The sequence below is a fragment of the Paenibacillus sp. 481 genome (assembly GCF_021223605.1).
GTDB lineage: Bacteria > Bacillota > Bacilli > Paenibacillales > Paenibacillaceae > Paenibacillus_B.
The window spans coordinates 604621-624119 of record NZ_CP075175.1 but is presented as its reverse complement, the minus strand read 5'-3'; the positions used below and the strand labels follow the sequence as shown (position 1 = coordinate 624119).

General features: G+C 48.7%; 16 protein-coding genes. 14 read left to right on the top strand and 2 right to left on the bottom strand.

Going from position 1 to position 19499, the window contains the following annotated elements:
* Positions 1-15: 15 nt before the first annotated feature.
* Positions 16-363, bottom strand: a complete 348-nt coding sequence (locus KIK04_RS02515) for a YugN family protein (RefSeq protein ID WP_232276774.1) — start codon at positions 361-363, stop codon at positions 16-18.
* Positions 364-617: 254 nt separating this feature from the next.
* Between KIK04_RS02515 and KIK04_RS02510 the strand changes: the two genes are divergently transcribed.
* The 9 genes from KIK04_RS02510 to KIK04_RS02470 all read left to right on the top strand — a co-directional run bounded on the left by KIK04_RS02510 (position 618) and on the right by KIK04_RS02470 (position 10024).
* Positions 618-1796 (top strand): M20 metallopeptidase family protein, encoded by a 1179-nt coding sequence (locus KIK04_RS02510; protein WP_232278563.1) that lies wholly within the window; start codon positions 618-620, stop codon positions 1794-1796.
* 33 nt (positions 1797-1829) lie between these two features.
* Positions 1830-2255, top strand: coding sequence for a CBS domain-containing protein (locus tag KIK04_RS02505; protein ID WP_232276773.1), 426 nt, complete (start codon positions 1830-1832; stop codon positions 2253-2255).
* Between the two features lie 105 nt (positions 2256-2360).
* The gene (locus tag KIK04_RS02500; protein WP_232278562.1) at positions 2361-4208 is read left to right on the top strand and encodes a DNA repair helicase XPB; all 1848 of its coding nucleotides are present in this window, start codon (positions 2361-2363) and stop codon (positions 4206-4208) included.
* 104 nt (positions 4209-4312) lie between these two features.
* Positions 4313-6436, top strand: coding sequence for a helicase-associated domain-containing protein (locus KIK04_RS02495; protein WP_232276772.1), 2124 nt, complete (start codon positions 4313-4315; stop codon positions 6434-6436).
* Positions 6437-6500: 64 nt separating this feature from the next.
* Positions 6501-6917, top strand: a complete 417-nt coding sequence (locus tag KIK04_RS02490) for a YlbF/YmcA family competence regulator (protein WP_232278561.1) — start codon at positions 6501-6503, stop codon at positions 6915-6917.
* A 98-nt stretch (positions 6918-7015) separates the two neighbouring features.
* Complete coding sequence (locus KIK04_RS02485; protein ID WP_232276771.1) at positions 7016-7279, top strand: YlbG family protein; 264 nt, start codon at positions 7016-7018, stop codon at positions 7277-7279.
* Positions 7280-7573: 294 nt separating this feature from the next.
* On the top strand, positions 7574-8017 hold the full coding sequence (locus tag KIK04_RS02480; protein WP_232276770.1) for a hypothetical protein: 444 nt from the start codon (positions 7574-7576) through the stop codon (positions 8015-8017).
* 134 nt (positions 8018-8151) lie between these two features.
* Complete coding sequence (locus KIK04_RS02475) at positions 8152-9057, top strand: selenium metabolism-associated LysR family transcriptional regulator (RefSeq protein ID WP_232276769.1); 906 nt, start codon at positions 8152-8154, stop codon at positions 9055-9057.
* Positions 9058-9130: 73 nt separating this feature from the next.
* Positions 9131-10024, top strand: coding sequence for a PHP domain-containing protein (locus tag KIK04_RS02470; RefSeq protein WP_232278560.1), 894 nt, complete (start codon positions 9131-9133; stop codon positions 10022-10024).
* Between the two features lie 27 nt (positions 10025-10051).
* Here the strand turns inward: KIK04_RS02470 and KIK04_RS02465 are convergent, their stop codons facing one another.
* Positions 10052-11956, bottom strand: coding sequence for an Rqc2 family fibronectin-binding protein (locus tag KIK04_RS02465; RefSeq protein WP_232276768.1), 1905 nt, complete (start codon positions 11954-11956; stop codon positions 10052-10054).
* Positions 11957-12184: 228 nt separating this feature from the next.
* Here KIK04_RS02465 and KIK04_RS02460 point away from each other — a divergent pair, with 228 nt between their 5' ends.
* The 5 genes from KIK04_RS02460 (at position 12185) to remA (ending at position 19496) form a co-directional block, all read left to right on the top strand.
* Positions 12185-15007, top strand: coding sequence for a calcium-translocating P-type ATPase, SERCA-type (locus tag KIK04_RS02460; RefSeq protein WP_232276767.1), 2823 nt, complete (start codon positions 12185-12187; stop codon positions 15005-15007).
* Between the two features lie 234 nt (positions 15008-15241).
* Entirely contained in the window at positions 15242-16081 is an 840-nt protein-coding gene (gene dapF, locus KIK04_RS02455) for a diaminopimelate epimerase (protein ID WP_232276766.1), read from the top strand.
* A gap of 288 nt (positions 16082-16369) precedes the next feature.
* Positions 16370-18283 (top strand): bifunctional homocysteine S-methyltransferase/methylenetetrahydrofolate reductase, encoded by a 1914-nt coding sequence (locus KIK04_RS02450; RefSeq protein WP_442951130.1) that lies wholly within the window; start codon positions 16370-16372, stop codon positions 18281-18283.
* 32 nt (positions 18284-18315) lie between these two features.
* Complete coding sequence (locus tag KIK04_RS02445; RefSeq protein ID WP_232276764.1) at positions 18316-19200, top strand: YicC/YloC family endoribonuclease; 885 nt, start codon at positions 18316-18318, stop codon at positions 19198-19200.
* A 35-nt stretch (positions 19201-19235) separates the two neighbouring features.
* Positions 19236-19496, top strand: a complete 261-nt coding sequence (gene remA, locus KIK04_RS02440; RefSeq protein ID WP_005548256.1) for an extracellular matrix/biofilm regulator RemA — start codon at positions 19236-19238, stop codon at positions 19494-19496.
* Positions 19497-19499: the final 3 nt, after the last annotated feature.

Below are 19499 nucleotides of genomic sequence, written 5' to 3'. Positions count from 1 at the left end.
GTTCAAAGAGAACGCCTACTCGCTTAAAGCTTTCTTTAATTCTTGCAACTTCTGATTAGCACTGTTCAAGAAAGATTGCGGAATTGGTGTCTCATAATCCAAACCGTGTGGGAACGTTGCGCGACCCATATATACGGCCTCGATTGCAAGAATCGTATCAGGCTTCTCTAGCTTGCCTTCTCTGACACGAGTGTTGATGCGCAAAAAATATTCCTCATTATTTTGTTTGTCTTCAAATTTGAGATCATATGTAGCACGGTAATATTCCCATTGCCAGCGAACAAATCCGATCGCTTCTGCTACTTCGTCGAGATGGGCCAAATCGGATTCAAGTCCGACTAAGCCGGAGTTTTCGATAATCATGCGATAGTTTCCTCCTTCACAATCTTTCCTTCTATACACTCTTTTTCATGATAGTATGTTTCCAACTCATGTGCAAGATATCGTCTTACGACAGACAACAGTTAAAGTGCTAGGTTATGAACGTTTTGTGACAACGATATTAACATCGTCCAGCGCTTGTTTCATCAGGTTTATGATACAATAGACGTAGAAAAAGCTGGATCAATTGTCGTTGCTAACTGGTTGCTACTGGAGGAGAGGGTGTGACGGAGGTTATGGCACAATGGGTGAAAGATGCGTTGCAGGAACAATTTACGGAGACAGTGGCGTGGCGCCGACATCTACATATGAATCCTGAGCGTTCTTATGAAGAGCAGCGTACGGCGCAATTCGTTGCCGATAAGCTAGAGGCAGCAGGCTGGGACGTGACAAGAAATGTAGGCGGGCACGGTGTTATTGGCAAATTGTCTAATGGCAACGGACCTGTCGTCGCGCTGCGCGCAGATATGGATGCGCTGTCAATTCAAGACGAGAAGACGTGTGAATATCGTTCTACGGTGCCTGGAGTGATGCACGCGTGTGGTCATGATGGTCATACGGCGACGTTGCTAACTGTCGCACAAGTATTAGCTGCCCATCAGGAACAATGGGCAGGAGAAATTAGGCTGTTGTTCCAGCCAGCAGAAGAAGTAAGCCCTGGTGGAGCTCAAGCGATGATTCGTGACGGGGCTATTGAAGGTGTTGACGCGATTTACGGTGTACACTTATGGACGCCGATCCAAGCAGGTCATATCGCTGTTCGCGCTGGAGCGATGATGGCGTCAGTGGACGATTTCTTTATTCAAATCCACGGTAAAGGCGGGCACGGGGGAATGCCTCATGCGTGTATTGACGCGGTCATCGTCGGGGCGGCATTCGTTCAGCAATTGCAAACGATCGTCAGCCGCAATGTGTCGCCGCTAAAGCCTGCGGTCGTGTCGGTCGGAGCTTTGCAGGCAGGTACGACCCAAAATGTGATTGCAGACAAAGCGATCATAAGAGGGACGGTGCGTTCATTTGATGCAGAGACACGGACGTTGCTGCGGAGCCGAATCGAAAGCGTGCTAGAGCACACATGTGCAATGTATGAGGCGACTTATGAAATCGAGTACCGCATCGGTTACCCTACATTAGTTAATGATGCTGTTGAGGCGGCGAGATGTGTACAGGTTGCTAGTGCAGCGATCGGCAGCGATCACGTGCAAGAGGCGGAAATGATTATGCCTGCGGAAGATTTTGCTTATTATTTGGAGCGTGTACCTGGCTGCTTTGTTTTCGTTGGCGCTGGCAATGAGGAGGATGCGAAATATCCGCATCACCATCCGAAATTTGATTTTGTTGAATCTGCGATGATAACGGCAGCAGAGTTGCTTATAGGGCTAGCACTTGATCGATTGCATGAAAGTGATTGTTAAGGGACACCCTATCCTTGGATAGGAGGGTAACGAATGGCTAATGTAAAAGATGTCATGACAACCTCGTGCGCAACTTTAACTGTACTTGATAATGTATTTGAAGCTGCTGTACTTATGAAGCAATATGATACGGGGTTTATACCGGTGGTGGATGGTGAGCGGCTTATCGGTGTTGTGACTGACCGCGATCTTGTCGTTCGAGGCATAGCCGAAAAGCATCCTGGTTCTGAACAGATTACACATGTGATGACACATGATGTCATTACGATCGACCCCGATCTTTCGGTGGACGAGGCAGCACAGTTGATGGCAGAGAAGCAAGTGCGTCGGCTCCCTGTTGCAAAAAATGGCAAGCTGATCGGTATTGTTTCGTTAGGAGATTTAGCCGTACGTAGTCCGTTTGTGAACGAAGCAGGGGATGCGTTAAGCGAAATTTCGGAGTCGCCTTACACGCATTAACGGTGTGGGGAACGCTGGAAGTTCATCCGGTCTCACTGCCGGATGAACTTTTTTGCGTTTGGGCGTTTGATTGATGAACTAGAAAGGGGGCATGTTACGTTGAACATGAATAAAGCGAAGCTAGCGCAACAGCAGAATCAACAGGAAAAACAGGGACTACAGGAACTACAGGGACAACAGAATCAACGGAATCAAAGTGATCAATCCGCTGTATTTAAAAAGGGTAATCCATCAAATAAAGCAGCTAAACCAACTAAACAAGTTAACCGGAGCTCGTTCACATTAATCGTACAACAGGACTTATCCATAGTCGTGCACGAGCAAAGCGCTGCTTATTCGACGATTCGACCTCAATTGCAGCGTTTTTCAACGCTTGCGAAAAGTCCTGCTGGGCTGCACACGTTCCGCATGACACCGCTTACGCTTTGGAATGCGGCGGCAAGCGGCATGGCCGCCGCGGAAGTGATAGCTGTATTAGATGAGCACGCATCATGGCCCGTTCCAACACGAGCAAAACAAGAAATTTCGATGTGGATGTCTCGTTACGGGTTGTTTGTGCTGCACGGAGATGAAGATGAACAGCTGCTGCGGTTGCAAGCAAGCGATGTTAACGCCTTAGAGCGTTTGCTGACGGATCGGGATGTCGGCACTTTGTTTAGCGGCAAACCGAACAATGGCAGCGTACATATACAGGCGAAGCATCGCGGCCGTTTAAAGCGTGCACTAGCACACGCTGGATATCCTGTCATCGATAAGGTCGGTTATCATGACGGACAAGCGTTAACGTTTGTGCTTGATTATGGACAGCAAGCTGGTGATGCAGCTTCGGAATCGAGCCCTACGTTCCATATGCGTGACTATCAAGAGGCCGCTGTACAAGCATTTATCGGAAGTGATGAACGCGCTGGCGGTGATGGGGTTATCGTGCTTCCTTGTGGTGCTGGCAAAACGATCGTCGGTATTGGCGCAATGGCAGGTTTGCAGAGCGAAACGCTTATTTTGACCTCAAATACGACTTCGGTGAAGCAGTGGAAGCAAGAAATTATAAAGCGCACTTCTTTGTCTGAGCAGCAAGTTGGCGAATATACAGGTCAATCGAAGACGGTTCGTCCGGTGACGATTTCAACTTATCAAATGATGACGCATCGCAAAACGACCGACAGCGAGCTTGAGCATATGCGCCTGTTTCATGAGCGGGATTGGGGCTTGATCGTTTATGATGAGGTCCATTTACTCCCAGCGCCCGTCTTTCGGACCACAGCAGATTTACAAGCGACGCGCCGTTTAGGGTTAACTGCCACACTCGTGCGAGAGGATGGGTGTGAGCGCGACGTATTTTCACTAATTGGTCCTAAACGGTATGAATTGCCTTGGCGACAGCTAGAAGAAGCTGGCTGGATCGCTGCGGTTGAGTGTATCGAAATGCGGGTGGCGATGTCTGAGGAACGGATGTTGCAATACATGCAGGCGGGTGAGCGCGAGAAAGCGCGGCTAGCTGGTGAAAATGAACGTAAGCTAGAAGCGGTCCAGCGAATGCTAGACCGGCACGAAGACGTACCGACGCTCATAATCGGTTCGTATATTAATCAGCTGAAGTACATCGCTACTGCCTTGCAGGCGCCCTTACTCACTGGCCAAACACCGCAAGAAGAGCGGCAGCAGCTGTATGCAGCCTTTAAACGGGGAGATGTTCGAGTTCTAGTCGTCTCCAAGGTCGCTAATTTTGCGGTAGATTTACCTGATGCTACGTTAGCTGTTCAAGTGTCTGGCAGCTTTGGATCAAGGCAGGAGGAAGCACAGCGCTTAGGTAGGCTGCTGCGGCCTAAGGAGGACGGAAGAAAGGCTTATTTTTATACGTTAGTTAGTGAAGATACGAAGGAGCGAGACTACGCCATGAAGCGACAGCTGTTTCTTATTGAGCAGGGCTACAGTTACACCATTGAGCGAGAGTAAGCGAGGGTGGCACGCAATAGTGAATACGAACATAAATGTGGATTCGAGAGAAAGCACGTATCAAGCCGAATGTTAGAGCGGACGAAAGGAGGACAAGGTGTCAGATGAACACACTACAGCTTTGGAAGCGGACGAATGAAGGGCAATTACACCAAGCAGGAGCCAATTGGTATACATTTGCACAACAGCCAGCACACATTTTACATACATACGAGTCACTGTCACAGCCCGTGCAAGCGGCGCTGGATGTGATGTTAAAGCAAGTAGGACCTATCCCTTTTAGTGAGGACAGTGTACAGCGCTGGCACGGTGCAGCGTCAAGTGGCGCCGAGTTGGATCTGGCATTAATTCCGCTTCAACGTGCAGGGCTTGTCGCGGCAGTTCGTAAAACGTGGGGAGAGCGTCTTTATTTTATCCCGACCGATATTTACGCTGTACTACTGTGTCAATCGTTGCAAGGGGCGGAGGACACCAGTCAGCTTGACGTGCCCCTACTGGAAGAATATCTTCTCCAACCTGTAGAAGATGGAACTATGCAAGTAGAAGCGCCGTCAAGTGGCGCGGTTGGGGATATCTTTCGTTTGCTCGTCTATGTTGCCAAAGAAGGATTGCCTATTACAGCAAAAGGCACGCTCCACAAAAAGGCGATTACGCGTTTACAAGCGACACTTTCCTTACACGAGCAGCCGCTGGCTAAACTAGGCGTGCAATACCCATATGCAGACTCGCTGCCTTTAAAAGTAGCTGTCACCTTAGATTTGGCTTTACGCTTTGGCATCTTGCAAAAGGAGACTAGCCGTTACGTGTTAAACACGGACGCGGTGCTCCACTGGTTCCGCCAACCGATAACGGCTTGGCTGCGCCATATTGCAGAAATCGCAGGCGAGCATTATGCGCCGGCTGAGCCCGAAGTACGCCATGTCATCTATGGTTTGATGGCATTTGGAGGCGTCGATCGTTATATTCGTGAGCATGAGGTGTACACCGCGTTGACTGGCGCAGGCTGGGTACAACGTATGCACACAGATATGTTGCAGGCGCAGCTACGGGCATGGCTAAGTACTTTCCATGCGCTAGGCCTGTGCGATCTGGGCATGGATCAGCACGGTTGGGCGTACCGCTGGTTGTTGCCAAGCCTAGTGCCGGATCAGGAAGCTGACTTTGTGGACGATCAGGCGGACGAGCAGGCAGACGATAGTGACGAGCTAGCAGGGGCTGGTTTTTTTGTACAGCCTGATTACGAAATTATGCTGCTACCTGATACGCCAATGGGTATACGTTGGGAAATGGAAGCTATTGCTGAACCTGTCGTGTCTGACAAGTTGGACATTTATCGTCTGACTAAAGCTGCATATGCCGCGGCTGTGGAACATGGGCGGGATAAGGATTATATTGTCGCCTTTTTGGAAGAGCATGCGCTGTCTGGCATTCCTGACAACGTGCGCGATGCCTTGGACCTGTGGAGCCAGCAATATGGCAGAGTACGCTTTGCCGAAGTTGTGTTGCTGCGCTGCACCGATCCGGATGCAGCCCGTAGCATCCGCGAACAAATGCTAGACAGTGCCGCAACTAGCTGGTTACAGCCAATAGGTGAACAAGACTTTATCGTGGAGCGCCTGTACGTTGCTGACGTACGTCGTTGGCTAGAGCGAATTGGATTGGAGGCTGTGGCACGTTGCGAGGGCGGAGCTGATGCGAGCGACCCCATATTGATGCCTCAATTTAGGAACATTTTAGAACAACATGAGGCTAGCCAAAATAGCGGTACAAGCAGTAACGATCAGCATTCTGTAGTGCAAACAGAGGATACGACAAAGTCTTTAGCCGCTAAAGGAATGGTTTACAGTACTACCTCATTGCAGTATTATGAAATTGACACAGATATCCCTCGTGTCGAAGAGCGATTTGCGCCGTTTCACGACTTGCCAAGCATGTGGACAAAGACGCTTCGATCCTATCACTTGTCAACTCAGAAGGAAATCGTCGAATCGGCAATACGTTTGCGCACATCGCTTGAAGTTGAAGTTAACGACAAGCGCAGCATCATTTTGCCCACTGCTATTTTACCTGATCGAAATGGCGGCTGGAGTGTGGAAGCTTTTGTGGCTCATAAGCCTAACAAAGCTGATGATGCCCAAGACGAAGTTATACAAGCTAATTTGAATCCCGACGAGTGGCATGGATTGAGATTGATCGTGCCAGAGCTGGTGTTGTACGAGCGCGATTAGCAATCATAAAAGAATTGAGCGTGATAACGTGCCCACATGGGATGTGAATGAACAACCCGCTGACATGGCCGTATTGCTTACGAACGCTTACGAATTGGGTGACATGATTAACCAGTCGGTCGAAGTGGCTGAATTTTTATACTGGAAGCAACGTGTGGAGATGAACAATGATGTTCAGCGACTCGTTAATGAGTTCGCCCGCAAGAAAGAACTGTTCGAAGAAACGGAAAGGTTCGGCCATTATCATCCGGACTACCATGCGGCGAAGGATGCAGTGATAAATATTCAACAGCAGCTCGATGCCATCGAGGAAGTAAGTCAATATAAACAAGCAGAGAGCGCGTTAGACACGCTGCTGCAACAGTTGTCAGAGACCATTGCTTATGCAGTGTCCGACACAATAAAAGTACCAAGCAATGATGCAGAGCCAAAAGGCGGATGCAGTACGGGTGGATGTAGCGGAGGCTGCGGAAGCTGTTAATAAGGTTCAACCGTTCCGGCCGCAGCCGTAAGTCGTTATTGCGGTCGGATTCGGATATATAGACTAGGGGATGTTCGGTTGGGAAAGCGAGGGGAGTTATGTTTCCAGAACGTACAGGGTTTATCATTTGGGTCAGTGATGTGAAGGCAGCACGTAACTTGGATAAATATGGAAGTCTCCATTACATTTCAAGAAAGATGCATTATGCTGTCCTTTACGTAAATGCGGAACGCGCCGAAGAAGTACAGAAAAACATCAAACGTCTTCCATATGTGAAAAAAATTGAGCGTTCTTTGCGTAACGAGATCAAAACAGAGTATAGCAACGAAATTCAGGATAAGACCCGCTTTTACGGTATGTAATTGAAGGGTGGTCAATTTCGTACTCATAAATCAGTAGAATTGAAAAGTAGATAAGAGAAGGAGCACCGTCCTATACATGGAGCATAGTAGGCGGCTGCTTTTTTCTTTATGTGATAGGTTGGAAACGCGATACTTTTCCGTAATAATTACCGCTAAACTGTTCCAAATATAAAATTTTCCTAAATTATGGTTCAAAGTGCGGGTTCTAATCTTGAGAACAGGATACACTTCATGTAATATAATGGGTAAATATACATAGACATAAAGACCTAACGTGGTGGAGAGTGGTACCCAGTGAGAGATAAAGTAATGGAGCGATGGAGTACGTACGAACCGTTTTATGTGATGCTAGGCGACAAAAAGGTAGCAGATATTGTAATCACGAATCATGCTCGTTCACGGTGGAATGACCGCATTGCAGACTCCGAAATGATTTTAGAGGCGGAAGATATTGCCGCATTTATGTGGGATTGTTTGAAGCAGGAGCGGATGAGGTCGTATTATCGCAATGAGCAAGACGTTTATTTAATTGACGATGATTTAGTCGTTGTCGCGGAGTTTATCCAATCCGATCGTGATTTTGATATTGCTGGCGAGCCTATGATGAAGATGATTATTGTAACATATCTCGGTCGTATGTCAGAGACAATGGAATTGCGGGACTTGAAGACGTATTACTCGTGGTTAAGGCATTCGCGACGGATGACGCTCGTAAAAAATAGCCGGAAGAAAAAATAGGCAGTCATCCCGCACACGAAATGGAATGTTTTCGTTTTAGCCAACTCAGCAGAGTGGGCTTTTTTTGCTGTCTTTTTTCAGTGAACCCGTATAATAAGGAAATAAGGTACGCGCACAAGGGAGAGGGTACGCTCATGGCACTGAACATTCATCAATTGCACATTTTTTATGCTGTAGCGATGAAAGGAAGCTTCTCGGCAGCGGCACAGGCGCTGCATATGACACAACCTGCGGTGACGATGCAGATTCAGTCGTTGGAAGAATATTTTGGCACGAAGTTGTTGCATCGCTCTACGAAAAAGCTGCAATTATCTGAAGCTGGGCAGATGTTAATCCCTTATGCTGAACGGTGCTTGGCCCTTATTCGTGAGACAGAGCAAGCGATGTCTAATTATGCAGTTGATCTGCGTGGGAAGTTGCAGCTAGCTGCCAGCTTAACGATCGGAGAATATGTGTTGCCGCAATTGCTGGGCTCGTTTGGGACGCAGTTTCCTGATTTGACGTTAAGCTTAAAAGTAATGAACACGTCGCAAATCGTGGAAGGGATACGAGCGAATCAACTTCATCTTGGACTTGTAGAGGCTCCTATTACAGACCCAGATATGGTCATTGAGCCTGTAATGGAGGATGAATTGCTCGTTGTTGTCCCAAGCCATCATCCGCTTGCTGACCGGGAAGAAGTAGACTTACACGAAGTGCTGATGTATCGGTTTGTATTAAGAGAGCAAGGTTCGGGAACAAGACAAGTGATGGAAGAGGCGCTAAGCAAAAAGGGAGTGCCCAGTTCCTCGCTGCAAGTGGTGATGGAGCTAGGAAGCACAGGAGCGGTCAAATCGGCCGTAGAAGCGGGCATTGGAATTACAATGCTTTCGCCATCTTCGGTCCGCCATGAGCTGACATTAGGGCTTGTACATACGCTGCGTATTCGTGATGTGCAGTTTACGCGTAAGTTTTATGCTGTTCATGGGCGAGCGAGTGTGCTTGCACTGCCAGCAGCTACATTTTTAACCTTTTTACGAAACCAAGAAAGGATGAACTAATCGAATGACACAACATCATACGGCTAGCGATGAACATGAAGCCAATCCAATCGATGAAACCTCACTTTATGTGATGAGCATTGAACCGCACTGCGGGGCAGTAACAACAGGGGGAGCGGACTTGCACTCCCACACGACAGCTTCAGACGGCACAATGAAGCCGATTGAAAATGTAAGACTCGCCAAGAAAGCGGGCTTAGAGGCGTTAGCCATTACCGATCATGACACGGTCGCAGGTCTTTCTGAAGCGTTGCTGGAAGCCGAACGTCTAGGGATAACACTTGTACCAGGGGTTGAAATTAGTACGGTTGAGCAAGGCGTTGATATTCATGTACTTGGTTACTGGCTGGATGTTCATCATGAGCTGTTGCTGAAAAGGCTGGGCGAGCTGCGTGCCACAAGAGATCAGCGTAACGAGCTGATGACGGCGAAGCTCACGGAGCTGGGCATTCCGCTCACGATGGCAGAGGTCGTTGCGGAGTTGGGCCGACCTTTGGCCGAAGGTGAAACGGTAGGGCGCCCTCATATGGCGGATGCGTTAGTACGGAGAGGCGTTGTAAAGAACATGAAAGAGGCATTTGACAAATATCTGGGTGCTGGCGGCGCAGCTTACGTCAGTCCGCCGCGTATTCGTCCTCATGATGCAGTCGCATGGATTCATGAGGCTGGCGGTGCTGCGGTGTTGGCGCATCCAGGGTTGTATGGCGATGATGAGCTGGTAGAGCGAATCATAACGGAGACTAGGCTGGACGGTGTCGAAGTGTGGCATTCCGACCATAGTCCCGAGGACGCGCTCCGCTATGCTGGGTTGGCGGAGCGGTTCGGTCTTCTATGCACGGCAGGCTCTGATTTTCATGGCGCACGGCAGGGAGAAGTGTTTCACGGCGCCATTGGAGGCCGCCGTGTAGGCATGAATACGGTGGAACAGCTGCGTGTAACCGCAGTAGGTTATGCTACTGAGGGGTAGTCTTCCCCCCGACCGCAGGTTCTGACCTTAGTTGCTGTTCTTCACGCTTACTGCCATGCGTTGAATACGATCAGCGTCAGGCGTAATATACAGCGTCTTTTGGCGCTCATAAATAACAAAGCCAGGCTTGGCACCGTTAGGCTTACGCACATTCCGCACAAGTGTAAAATCGACAGGCACTTGACTCGAATGCTTTGCCTGACTGAAATAAGCTGCCAACTGTGCCGCTTCTTCTAGGGTCGCATCTCCGTATTGTTCGCTGCGGATGACGACATGCGACCCTGGAATATCTTTGGTGTGCAGCCATGTATCGCTCGGCTGAGCAAGACGATTCGTTACGTACTCGTTCTGTACGTTGTTTTTGCCCACATACATCGGAATGCCTTCGGAGGACGTGTAGCAATAAAGCGTCGGACGGTTTTCTTTTTTCTTCTTTTTGCCTTTCCGTGCCCGATCACGTAAATAACCTTGCTCGACAAGCTCCTCGCGAATTTCTTGCGCATCTTGCACATTAGCGTCAGCTAATTGTTGCAGTAACGTTTCGAAGTAGCGATTCTCCTCTTTAGCAGCAGCCATTTGTTGCTCGACAACCGCAATACTATTTTTCGCTTTGTTATAACGCTTGAAGTAACGTTGCGCGTTATCGGACGGCGACAACAGTGGATCGAGCGTGATGCGGATCGTACCGCCTGCTTCATCATAATAATTCAACAGCTCGACTTCCTTGTCGCCACGTTGCACCATGTGCAAGGAGGCAAATAGCAGATCGCCCATTATGCGTAAGCGGTCAGCGTCTTGGGCCTCGTCCAATGTCTCTTGCAGTTTTTCTAGTTTCTTCATGTTTCTACCATGTTCTTGCTGCATGAAGCGTGTTAAGTCACCGACGCGCTGCTTAATCATATCGCGTTCCGCTTTGTTTCCGTAGAACGCCTCCATACAAGCCGTAATACGCTCAAATAGGCGTCTTTCTCCGTGAATATGTGTGAGCGGAATGATCGAGAAATACGTTTTTCCGTCCTCACCCTCAACAAGTGTAGGTTCGTATTTATGTTGCTGCCATGCAGCCGTCAGGGCGCTAAATACAGACCAAATCGCTTGCGCCGATAATGAAATCGAACCATTTTCCGCTGCCGAATTCGCCTCATTTGCTACCACATGATCATTTGCTGCTGTCAGGTTCTCGTCAATTGCTTGGTCCACAGCGCATTCCGATTGCGCAAGGTACACGATTTCCTCCGCTAAGCGCGGACTAATTCCGCTAAATTGCTGGACAAGCCATTTAGCCGGATTCCAAGCCAACTTTGCTGTACTTGTCTCGTCGGACAATGCCTCGTCAGACAATGACTCATCTGCCGCAGCAATAGCGCTATGCGCGTCGTTCCAATGCTGCACAAACTCAGCTTCGCTCACGTCAACGGGATTTGCTTTCAATTGCTCAGGAGGAGCAACATAGGCAAAGCCAGGCATCACGATGCGATAGCTGTTAATAGACGGTGTAAGATGATGGATACCATCTATAATCGTATTCGTTAACGGATCGAGCACGATGATGTTACTATGTCTGCCTGTTAACTCAACGATTACTTTTTTGAGCGCTAAATCGCCCAATTCATCACGTTGGCGCAGTGTGATATGAATAACACGCTCCGAGCCAACCTGCTCCACTTGTTCGATAATGCCACCTTCACAATGTTTGCGCATAAGCATGCAGAACATCGGTGGTTCTTGCGGATTCATATACGTTTGTTCCGTATAATGCACGCGTGGATAAGTTGGATTAGCTGATAAGAGTAGTTTCTTGTTCGCCCCAGCAACACGCATTTGCAGGACAATATCTCGTTCTGTTGGCTGATGTATTTTTTGCACGCGCGCGCCTATCGTTTCTTGTAATTCATGGACAAGGGCGCGAGTGACGATTCCGTCTAGTGACATGGTTTATCTCCTGTTCGCTTGAAGTTGGAAGTAGTTAAAAATAAAGCCTCCCTCTATGATGCCATAGTTTTGCGGAAAACTTAAGCTCATCTTGTGTGAAACGACGTAAGAGATTGGGATAATTTCAGACTCGTCCGAATACAGATAAGCAAGAGGCTGTCCGTTTTGCACGCATGCTGATGTAAACGACGGATCAAGCAGAAATTTTGGTTGAGAGGGGATCGGACTATGGAACAGACCAAGTGGCACCAGTTGGCGATAAATGACCTGCTTACAAAGCTGGGCGTCCACGCTGAACAAGGGCTAACACAAGAGGACGTGGTCGAACGACATAATCGTTACGGCATGAACGTGCTTTCAGAAGGGAAGCGTGTTTCGCCGATTGCTCTATTTTTAAATCAGTTTAAAGATTTTATGGTGCTCGTGCTGGCAGGAGCAACTTTAGTATCGGGCTTATTGGGCGAATATTTGGATGCGATTACGATCATCGCCATTATATTGTTGAACGGAGTACTCGGCTTTGTACAGGAATTTCGTGCTGAACGGTCGCTGCGTGCGCTCAAGCAATTGTCAGCCCCGAACGCCAAAGTAATGCGCGACGGGCAAGTATGCTATATCGAGGCAAGTGACCTCGTGCCAGGCGACGTCGTTCTGTTGGAAAGCGGGGACCGCATTCCGGCCGATATCCGCTGGCTAGCGACGAATAGCTGCTACGTCGAGGAATCGGCGCTGACGGGCGAATCTGTGCCCGTGAACAAGCATGCCCATCCGATAAATCAAGACGAGCTACCGCTTGGTGATATGAAAAACATCGGATTTATGGGCACGATGATGACGCGCGGTACGGCTAGAGCCGTTGTCATCCGAACCGGTATGGAAACCGAGATGGGCAAAATAGCCGATCTGATCGAAAATACCGAGGCGATGGAAACCCCATTGCAGCACCGTTTAGAGCAGCTAGGTAAAATTCTTATTTTTGTAGCGCTTGGGCTAACGATTATGGTGGTTGTGGCAGGAATTATGCATGGACAGCCTGCACTAGGTATGTTTTTGGCGGGTGTCAGCCTCGCGGTGGCGGCAATTCCTGAAGGACTGCCGGCAATCGTGACGATTGCGCTTGCACTCGGTGTACAGCGGATGATTAAGCGAAAAGCGATCGTGCGCAAGCTGCCGTCGGTAGAGACGCTCGGCTGCGCCTCGGTCATTTGCTCGGATAAGACGGGTACCCTGACACAGAACAAAATGACGGTGACCCGCTTATGGGTCGGCGGCAGCTCATTGGATGTGAGCGGCGAAGGCTACGAACCGAGTGGCCATGTGACGTTCCAAGGCAAATCGCTCGATTTGAAAAATGACCAGACGCTGCGACGTTTATTGCAAATTAGTGCGTTGTGCAACAATGCCGTGCTGCAAGAAAGCTTCCCGACCGAGTTGAATAGTGTGAAAAGCAATAACGTCGTGAAGGGATTGCGTAAAAAAGCGACAACAGAAGCGTTGAAGCCTATTTGGGACATTAAAGGCGATCCGACCGAAGGTGCCTTGCTCGTGCTAGCGGCGAAGCTCGGTATGACACCGCAGTCGCTGCAAGCGATGTATTCCCGCTTGGAAGAGCTGCCGTTTGATTCGGAGCGCAAACGTATGTCAGTCATCGTGAAGCACCAAGGTGGACGCATCGTATTTACGAAAGGTGCGCCTGACGTCTTGTTGGAGCGTTGCAGCTACGTGCTATGGGACGGCAAAGTCGTACCGTTTACGGCAACCTTGAGGCAAAAGGCGTTGGCCGCTAACGAAGAGATGGCGAAGCAAGCGCTGCGTGTGCTTGGGCTTGCTTATCGGGAGTTAAAGACGCAAGAAGGAAGTACGAATGAAAATGAAGTGGAGTCGCAGCTCGTTTTTGTCGGCTTGGCTGGGATGATCGATCCGCCACGACGTGAAGTGCGCGAAGCAATTGCAACTTGTCGTCGGGCAGGTATTAAGACGGTTATGATTACGGGTGACCACCAATTGACGGCCGAGGCGATTGCGAATCAGCTCGGCATTATGCCGCGTGGCGGCGTAGCCATTAACGGCGTCCAGCTGGCAAAAATGAATGACGAAGAGCTGGACAAAGTGGTGGACAACATTTACGTCTATGCGCGTGTGTCGCCAGAGCATAAATTGCGTATTGTCAAAGCGCTGCAGCGCAAAGGCCATGTCGTGGCCATGACGGGCGACGGCGTCAATGATGCGCCGGCCATTAAAGCGGCAGATATCGGCATCGCGATGGGTATTACAGGCACAGATGTATCCAAGGAAGCGTCAGCGCTCATATTGAGCGACGACAACTTTGCAACTATCGTTGCAGCGATCGAAGAAGGTCGTGGCATATACGAAAATATTCGCAAATTTATCCGTTATTTGCTCGCTTCGAACGTCGGCGAAATACTCGTTATGTTTTTCGCGATGATGCTTGGCTTTCCTCTGCCGCTCGTACCGATTCAAATCCTGTGGGTCAATTTAGTGACGGACGGTTTACCAGCCATGGCGCTCGGCGTCGATCAGGCGGAAAAAGATTTAATGGAGCAGCGTCCGCGCTCGGCGAAAGAAAATATTTTCGCACGTCGACTCGGCTGGAAAATTATTAGCCGCGGACTATTGATCGGCGTTTGCACGCTTGTCGCCTTCTGGCTCACGTGGCGTGTCGATCCGAACAGCTCCGCACAATTGCTGAAAGCGCAATCGGTCGCATTTGCCACACTTGTCATGGCCCAGTTAATTCACGTATTTGACTGCCGCAGCTCTCGTTCCATTTTCCATCGCAATTTACTACAAAATCGCTATTTAGTGTTTGCTGTACTGTCTTCCGTCGTCTTGTTGCTTGGTGTACTCTACATTGAGCCGTTACAGCCGATATTCAAAACGGTGCCGCTCGACATGCGCGACTGGGCGATTACACTGGTGATGGCAGGGATACCTACATTTTTGCTAGGAATGGGCTCGGTATTGTCGGGCAATAAGTCCAACGCCAGCGGGCATAAAGTAGCATACGCTTCCAACCGCAAAGCGGCTTAGTTTCTAGGCTTAATTTCCATTAGAAGTAGGTGCCAAATAATACAAACATTTTTTCATAAGGTGAATATACAAGCCGCTCATTTTACGGTATTCTTGTAGGAAATGCAGGAATTAAGCATATAGGAGCCTATTTGCACACGGCAAATGCATGCAGTTACAGCAGGTGCTGTATGAAATTGCTGTATGAAATAAGTATGCGATATGTGCTTTACGATAAGAGGAGTTGGCTGAAGGATGAAATTTACGAAAATGCATGGTTTGGGAAACGATTTTGTAGTCGTTTATGGAGAACAAGTGCTGCCCGCACAAGCTCCTGAATTGGCCATCGCCTTATGTGACCGCCATTTCGGAGTTGGCGCTGACGGGCTCGTATATATTTTGCCATCGGAGCGCGCTGATTTTATGATGCGTATTATGAATTCCGATGGAACGGAAGCGGAGCAGTGCGGTAACGCGATTCGCTGCGTAGCGAAGTACGTCTATGATTACGGCTATGCAACGAGCGAGCAGTTGACGATTGAAACGATCGGAGCGGGTGTGCAGCCTGTACAGCTCAATGTTGAGAATGGAAAGGTCATGTCTGTACGTGTTGATATGGGCTTGCCTATCCTTGCAGGTTTGCAAGTGCCGACTACGGTTGACGCTAATCCGGTTATTAATCATCCTATCGAGGTTGACGGTCGTGAATTCCGCTTTACCGCGGTATCAATGGGGAATCCGCACTGCGTCATTTATGTGGACGACGCAAAGACATTTGATTTCCACACGTGGGGACCGAAGCTGGAAACACATCCGTTGTTCCCACGCAAAATTAACGTCGAGTTCGTCAGCATTCGCTCGCGTGACTTTGCCGATATGCGTGTATGGGAACGCGGTGCTGGCCCTACGCTAGCTTGCGGTACAGGCGCATGCGCTACGCTCGTAGCAAGTGTGCTGAACGGCTTAACGGATCGTGAAGCGATCATATCGTTAGCTGGGGGCGACTTGACGATCGAGTGGAACGAAGCAGACGACCACGTCTATATGACAGGTCCAGCTACAGTTGTATTTGAAGGTCAATGGCTAACTTCCTAAGTGGGCAATAAAGTAGAACCCGGAACAACCAAGTACAGCCAAGAAAAACGTAAGTTAATAGGATAAATTCGGCGCTCTGCACAGAGCGCCCTTTGTCGTACATAGGGAAATTAGGGGGCTCACATTTTCCGAAATAAAGAGTAGAAATAAAGAGTTTGAAAAATTAAAAATGTTGAAATAACGAAATGATCTTGTTCTAGGGAAATATTGTGAGTAAAGTTAGTAGGAAAAGACAACGGAATATCGTAGAGACACTAGGCTTGCAGACTTGGGAGAGAGGTGCATTCGGTGATGAAAGATTTACGACAGGCATTACGTGACGGATATGTATTAGGAGATGGTGCGGTAGGCACTTATTTATATCAATTCGGTTATCCTGTAGGCATTTCATACGAAGCTTTAAACTTAAGTGAACCAGAGACGATTCGGGATCTACACCGCAAATATGTGGAGGCTGGCGCACAGCTGTTGGAAACGAATACGTTTACAGCTAATCGTGAAAAATTGTCCAAGCACGGGATGGAAGGGCAAGTTGGCGCAATTAACCGCGCCGCAGTTCGTTTGGCCCGTGAGGCGGCACAAGGCAAAGCCTATGTCGTTGGTGCGCTCGGTTCGGTTCGTGCAGGGAAGCGTGAAAATGTACTGACGGAACACGTCATTTTCAACTATGAGGAGCAGTTGTCCGCATTGTTAGAAGAAGGCGTGGACGGTATTATGTTTGAAACGTTCTACGATCTAGAAGAAATGCAAATCGCGCTTTCTGTAGCGCGACGTTTGGATCACAATGTACCTGTTATTTGTCAATTTGCCGTTGAAGAATCCGAACGGACGAAGGACGGAATTAGTCTGGTCAATGCGTTTCAAGCTTTACATGCACAAGGAGCTGACGTTGTCGGCTTAAATTGCCGCATGGGGCCGAATGGCATCTTAAGAGCGATCGAGGGTTTGCATGGACAAGTTACGTTGCCGTTGTCTGTATTTCCGAATGCAGGTTTGCCTGACTATGTGGACGGTCGTTACAACTTCGTAGCGACAGCTGATTATATGGGACAAAGTGCTGTACAGTTTGCAAAATTAGGTGCTCGTCTCATCGGAGGTTGCTGCGGAACGACGCCTGAACATATTCGCGTTATGGCGGAGGCACTTAGCAAGCTAGATGTAAGTGAGCTGCCACAGCCAAATGAAGTCATTGCGCCAGTTGTTCAACAGCATGATGCGTTGACGATAACGGAAGCAGATGGATTAGCAATCAATGGGCAACATTCGGGGCAAGCTCGATTTGGGCCGTCGATCATTGATCTCGTCCGCGAGCGCCATACGGTTATTGTGGAACTAGATCCGCCGCGCGATCTGGATATCGACAAATTTATGAAGGGTGCTCAGACGTTAAAGGACGCGGGCGTAGATGCACTGACGCTTGCGGACAACTCCTTAGCGGTTACGCGAATGAGCAACATGGCGTTGGGTTACTTGGCACAAGAAAAGATCGGAATTCGCCCGCTGGTGCACATTGCTTGTCGTGATCGCAACTTAATCGGAACGCAATCGCATATGATGGGATTGCATTCGATGGGAATCGATCACGTCTTGGCGGTGACGGGTGATCCTGCGCGCTTTGGTGATTTGCCCGATTCCAGTTCCGTATATGACTTGACTTCTTTTGAAATTATTCGCATGATAAAGCAGTTGAATGCAGGGCTCGCTTTTTCCGGAAAAACACTGAAGCAACGTGCTAATTTTGTCGTAGGAGCAGCCTTTAATCCTCATGTCAAACATTTGGACAAAGCGGTACAGCGCCTAGAACGTAAAATCGAAGCGGGTGCAGATTACATTATGACGCAGCCTGTGTATGATTGCGGACTAATTGAGCGTATTGCCGCTGCGACGAATCATTTGCGCGTGCCTGTATTTATTGGCATCATGCCGCTTGCGAGTGGGCGGAACGCCGAATATTTACACAACGAAGTTCCGGGGATTCAGTTATCGGATGAAGTGAGACAGCGGATGGCAGGGCTTGAAGGTCCGGAAGGCCGCCGAGTTGGGGTTGAAATTGCGAAAGAGCTACTTGATGTAGCGATGAAACATTTTAACGGCATTTATTTTATGACACCGTTTATGTTCTATGAAATGACGACCGAATTAACTCAATACGTATGGGAAAAATCGGAACGGCGTGCTGCCCCCTTGTATCGACTAACATAATGAATTAAAATAGGGTAATGGATGTGGTTCCCATGGTTTACAGCATGACCGGATATGGTCAATCCGTCCGAGAATTGGGCGGCTTTAAGGTTAGTATAGAAATCAAGTCGGTTAACCATCGATACTGTGAAGCTGTGCTGCGTTTGCCTCGTGAATGGACGAGTCATGAAGACCGTTTGCGTCGGCTTGTTCAGCAGCGCGTACAACGCGGTCGAGTTGATGTGTTCATTAATAAAGAGCGTAACGCTGAAGCTGACAGAGAGGTCGATATTAATCTACCGATGCTTGAAGCTTACTTACACGCCGCACAAGTGCTACGTAGCCAATACGGCATTACGGGACAGCTCGATGTGAAAGAGGTGCTGCATTTGCCCGATATCGTGATGATACGGGAGAGCGCTTCATGGACGGAAGAGCAACTTGCACAATGCTTGAATGAAGGTGTGCAAGAAGCACTGGATGGACTTTGTATCATGCGGGCAGCCGAAGGCAATCATTTGGCGAACGATATGCTTGAACGATTGTCGAAGTTAGAACTGCTGCATGCTGAACTGAACCAATGGGCTCCTTTAGTCGTTAATGATTATCGGACCAAATTGAAACAACGTCTTGAACAAGTACTGGATGGTAACTTCCCATTTGATGAACATAAATTCGGTATGGAAGTGGCATTGTTTGCAGAGCGCTCCAATATTGATGAAGAACTGACACGGTTAACAAGTCATTTCCAGCAATTTAGACAATTACTTAGTAGCGACGAACCGATCGGGCGTAAGCTCGATTTTCTCATTCAAGAAATGAATCGGGAAACGAACACGATCGGCTCGAAAGCGAATCACTTGGAATTGACGAATCGTGTCGTTGACATAAAGGCTGAGCTCGAGAAAGTTCGCGAGCAAGCAGCTAATATCGAATAAATTATGGAGCGCTTGAATTAGAGGGAGGACCTGTCATGGCGATTAAGCTGATTAACATCGGATTTGGGAACATTGTATCTGCCAACCGCATTATTTCGATTGTGAGTCCGGAATCGGCTCCGATCAAGCGTATTATTCAAGAGGCACGCGACCGTCATATGCTCATTGATGCTACGTATGGAAGACGTACACGAGCAGTAATTATTACGGATAGCGACCACGTTATTTTATCGGCAGTGCAGCCTGAAACGGTGGCACATCGCTTATCTACTAAGGATGACGACAACGACGAATAAGAT

Bases quoted from the DNA above. Each gene is read 5' to 3' on its own strand.
- KIK04_RS02485 (WP_232276771.1), top strand. From the start codon at position 7,016: ATGTTTCCAGAACGTACAGGGTTTATCATTTGGGTCAGTGATGTGAAG.
- KIK04_RS02500 (WP_232278562.1), top strand. From the start codon at position 2,361: ATGAATAAAGCGAAGCTAGCGCAACAGCAGAATCAACAGGAAAAACAG.
- KIK04_RS02495 (WP_232276772.1), top strand. From the start codon at position 4,313: ATGAACACACTACAGCTTTGGAAGCGGACGAATGAAGGGCAATTACAC.
- KIK04_RS02515 (WP_232276774.1), bottom strand. From the start codon at position 363: ATGATTATCGAAAACTCCGGCTTAGTCGGACTTGAATCCGATTTGGCC.
- KIK04_RS02465 (WP_232276768.1), bottom strand. From the start codon at position 11,956: ATGTCACTAGACGGAATCGTCACTCGCGCCCTTGTCCATGAATTACAA.
- remA (WP_005548256.1), top strand. From the start codon at position 19,236: ATGGCGATTAAGCTGATTAACATCGGATTTGGGAACATTGTATCTGCC.
- KIK04_RS02505 (WP_232276773.1), top strand. From the start codon at position 1,830: ATGGCTAATGTAAAAGATGTCATGACAACCTCGTGCGCAACTTTAACT.
- KIK04_RS02475 (WP_232276769.1), top strand. From the start codon at position 8,152: ATGGCACTGAACATTCATCAATTGCACATTTTTTATGCTGTAGCGATG.
- dapF (WP_232276766.1), top strand. From the start codon at position 15,242: ATGAAATTTACGAAAATGCATGGTTTGGGAAACGATTTTGTAGTCGTT.
- KIK04_RS02490 (WP_232278561.1), top strand. From the start codon at position 6,501: ATGGCCGTATTGCTTACGAACGCTTACGAATTGGGTGACATGATTAAC.
- KIK04_RS02460 (WP_232276767.1), top strand. From the start codon at position 12,185: ATGGAACAGACCAAGTGGCACCAGTTGGCGATAAATGACCTGCTTACA.
- KIK04_RS02510 (WP_232278563.1), top strand. From the start codon at position 618: ATGGCACAATGGGTGAAAGATGCGTTGCAGGAACAATTTACGGAGACA.
- KIK04_RS02470 (WP_232278560.1), top strand. From the start codon at position 9,131: ATGAGCATTGAACCGCACTGCGGGGCAGTAACAACAGGGGGAGCGGAC.
- KIK04_RS02445 (WP_232276764.1), top strand. From the start codon at position 18,316: ATGGTTTACAGCATGACCGGATATGGTCAATCCGTCCGAGAATTGGGC.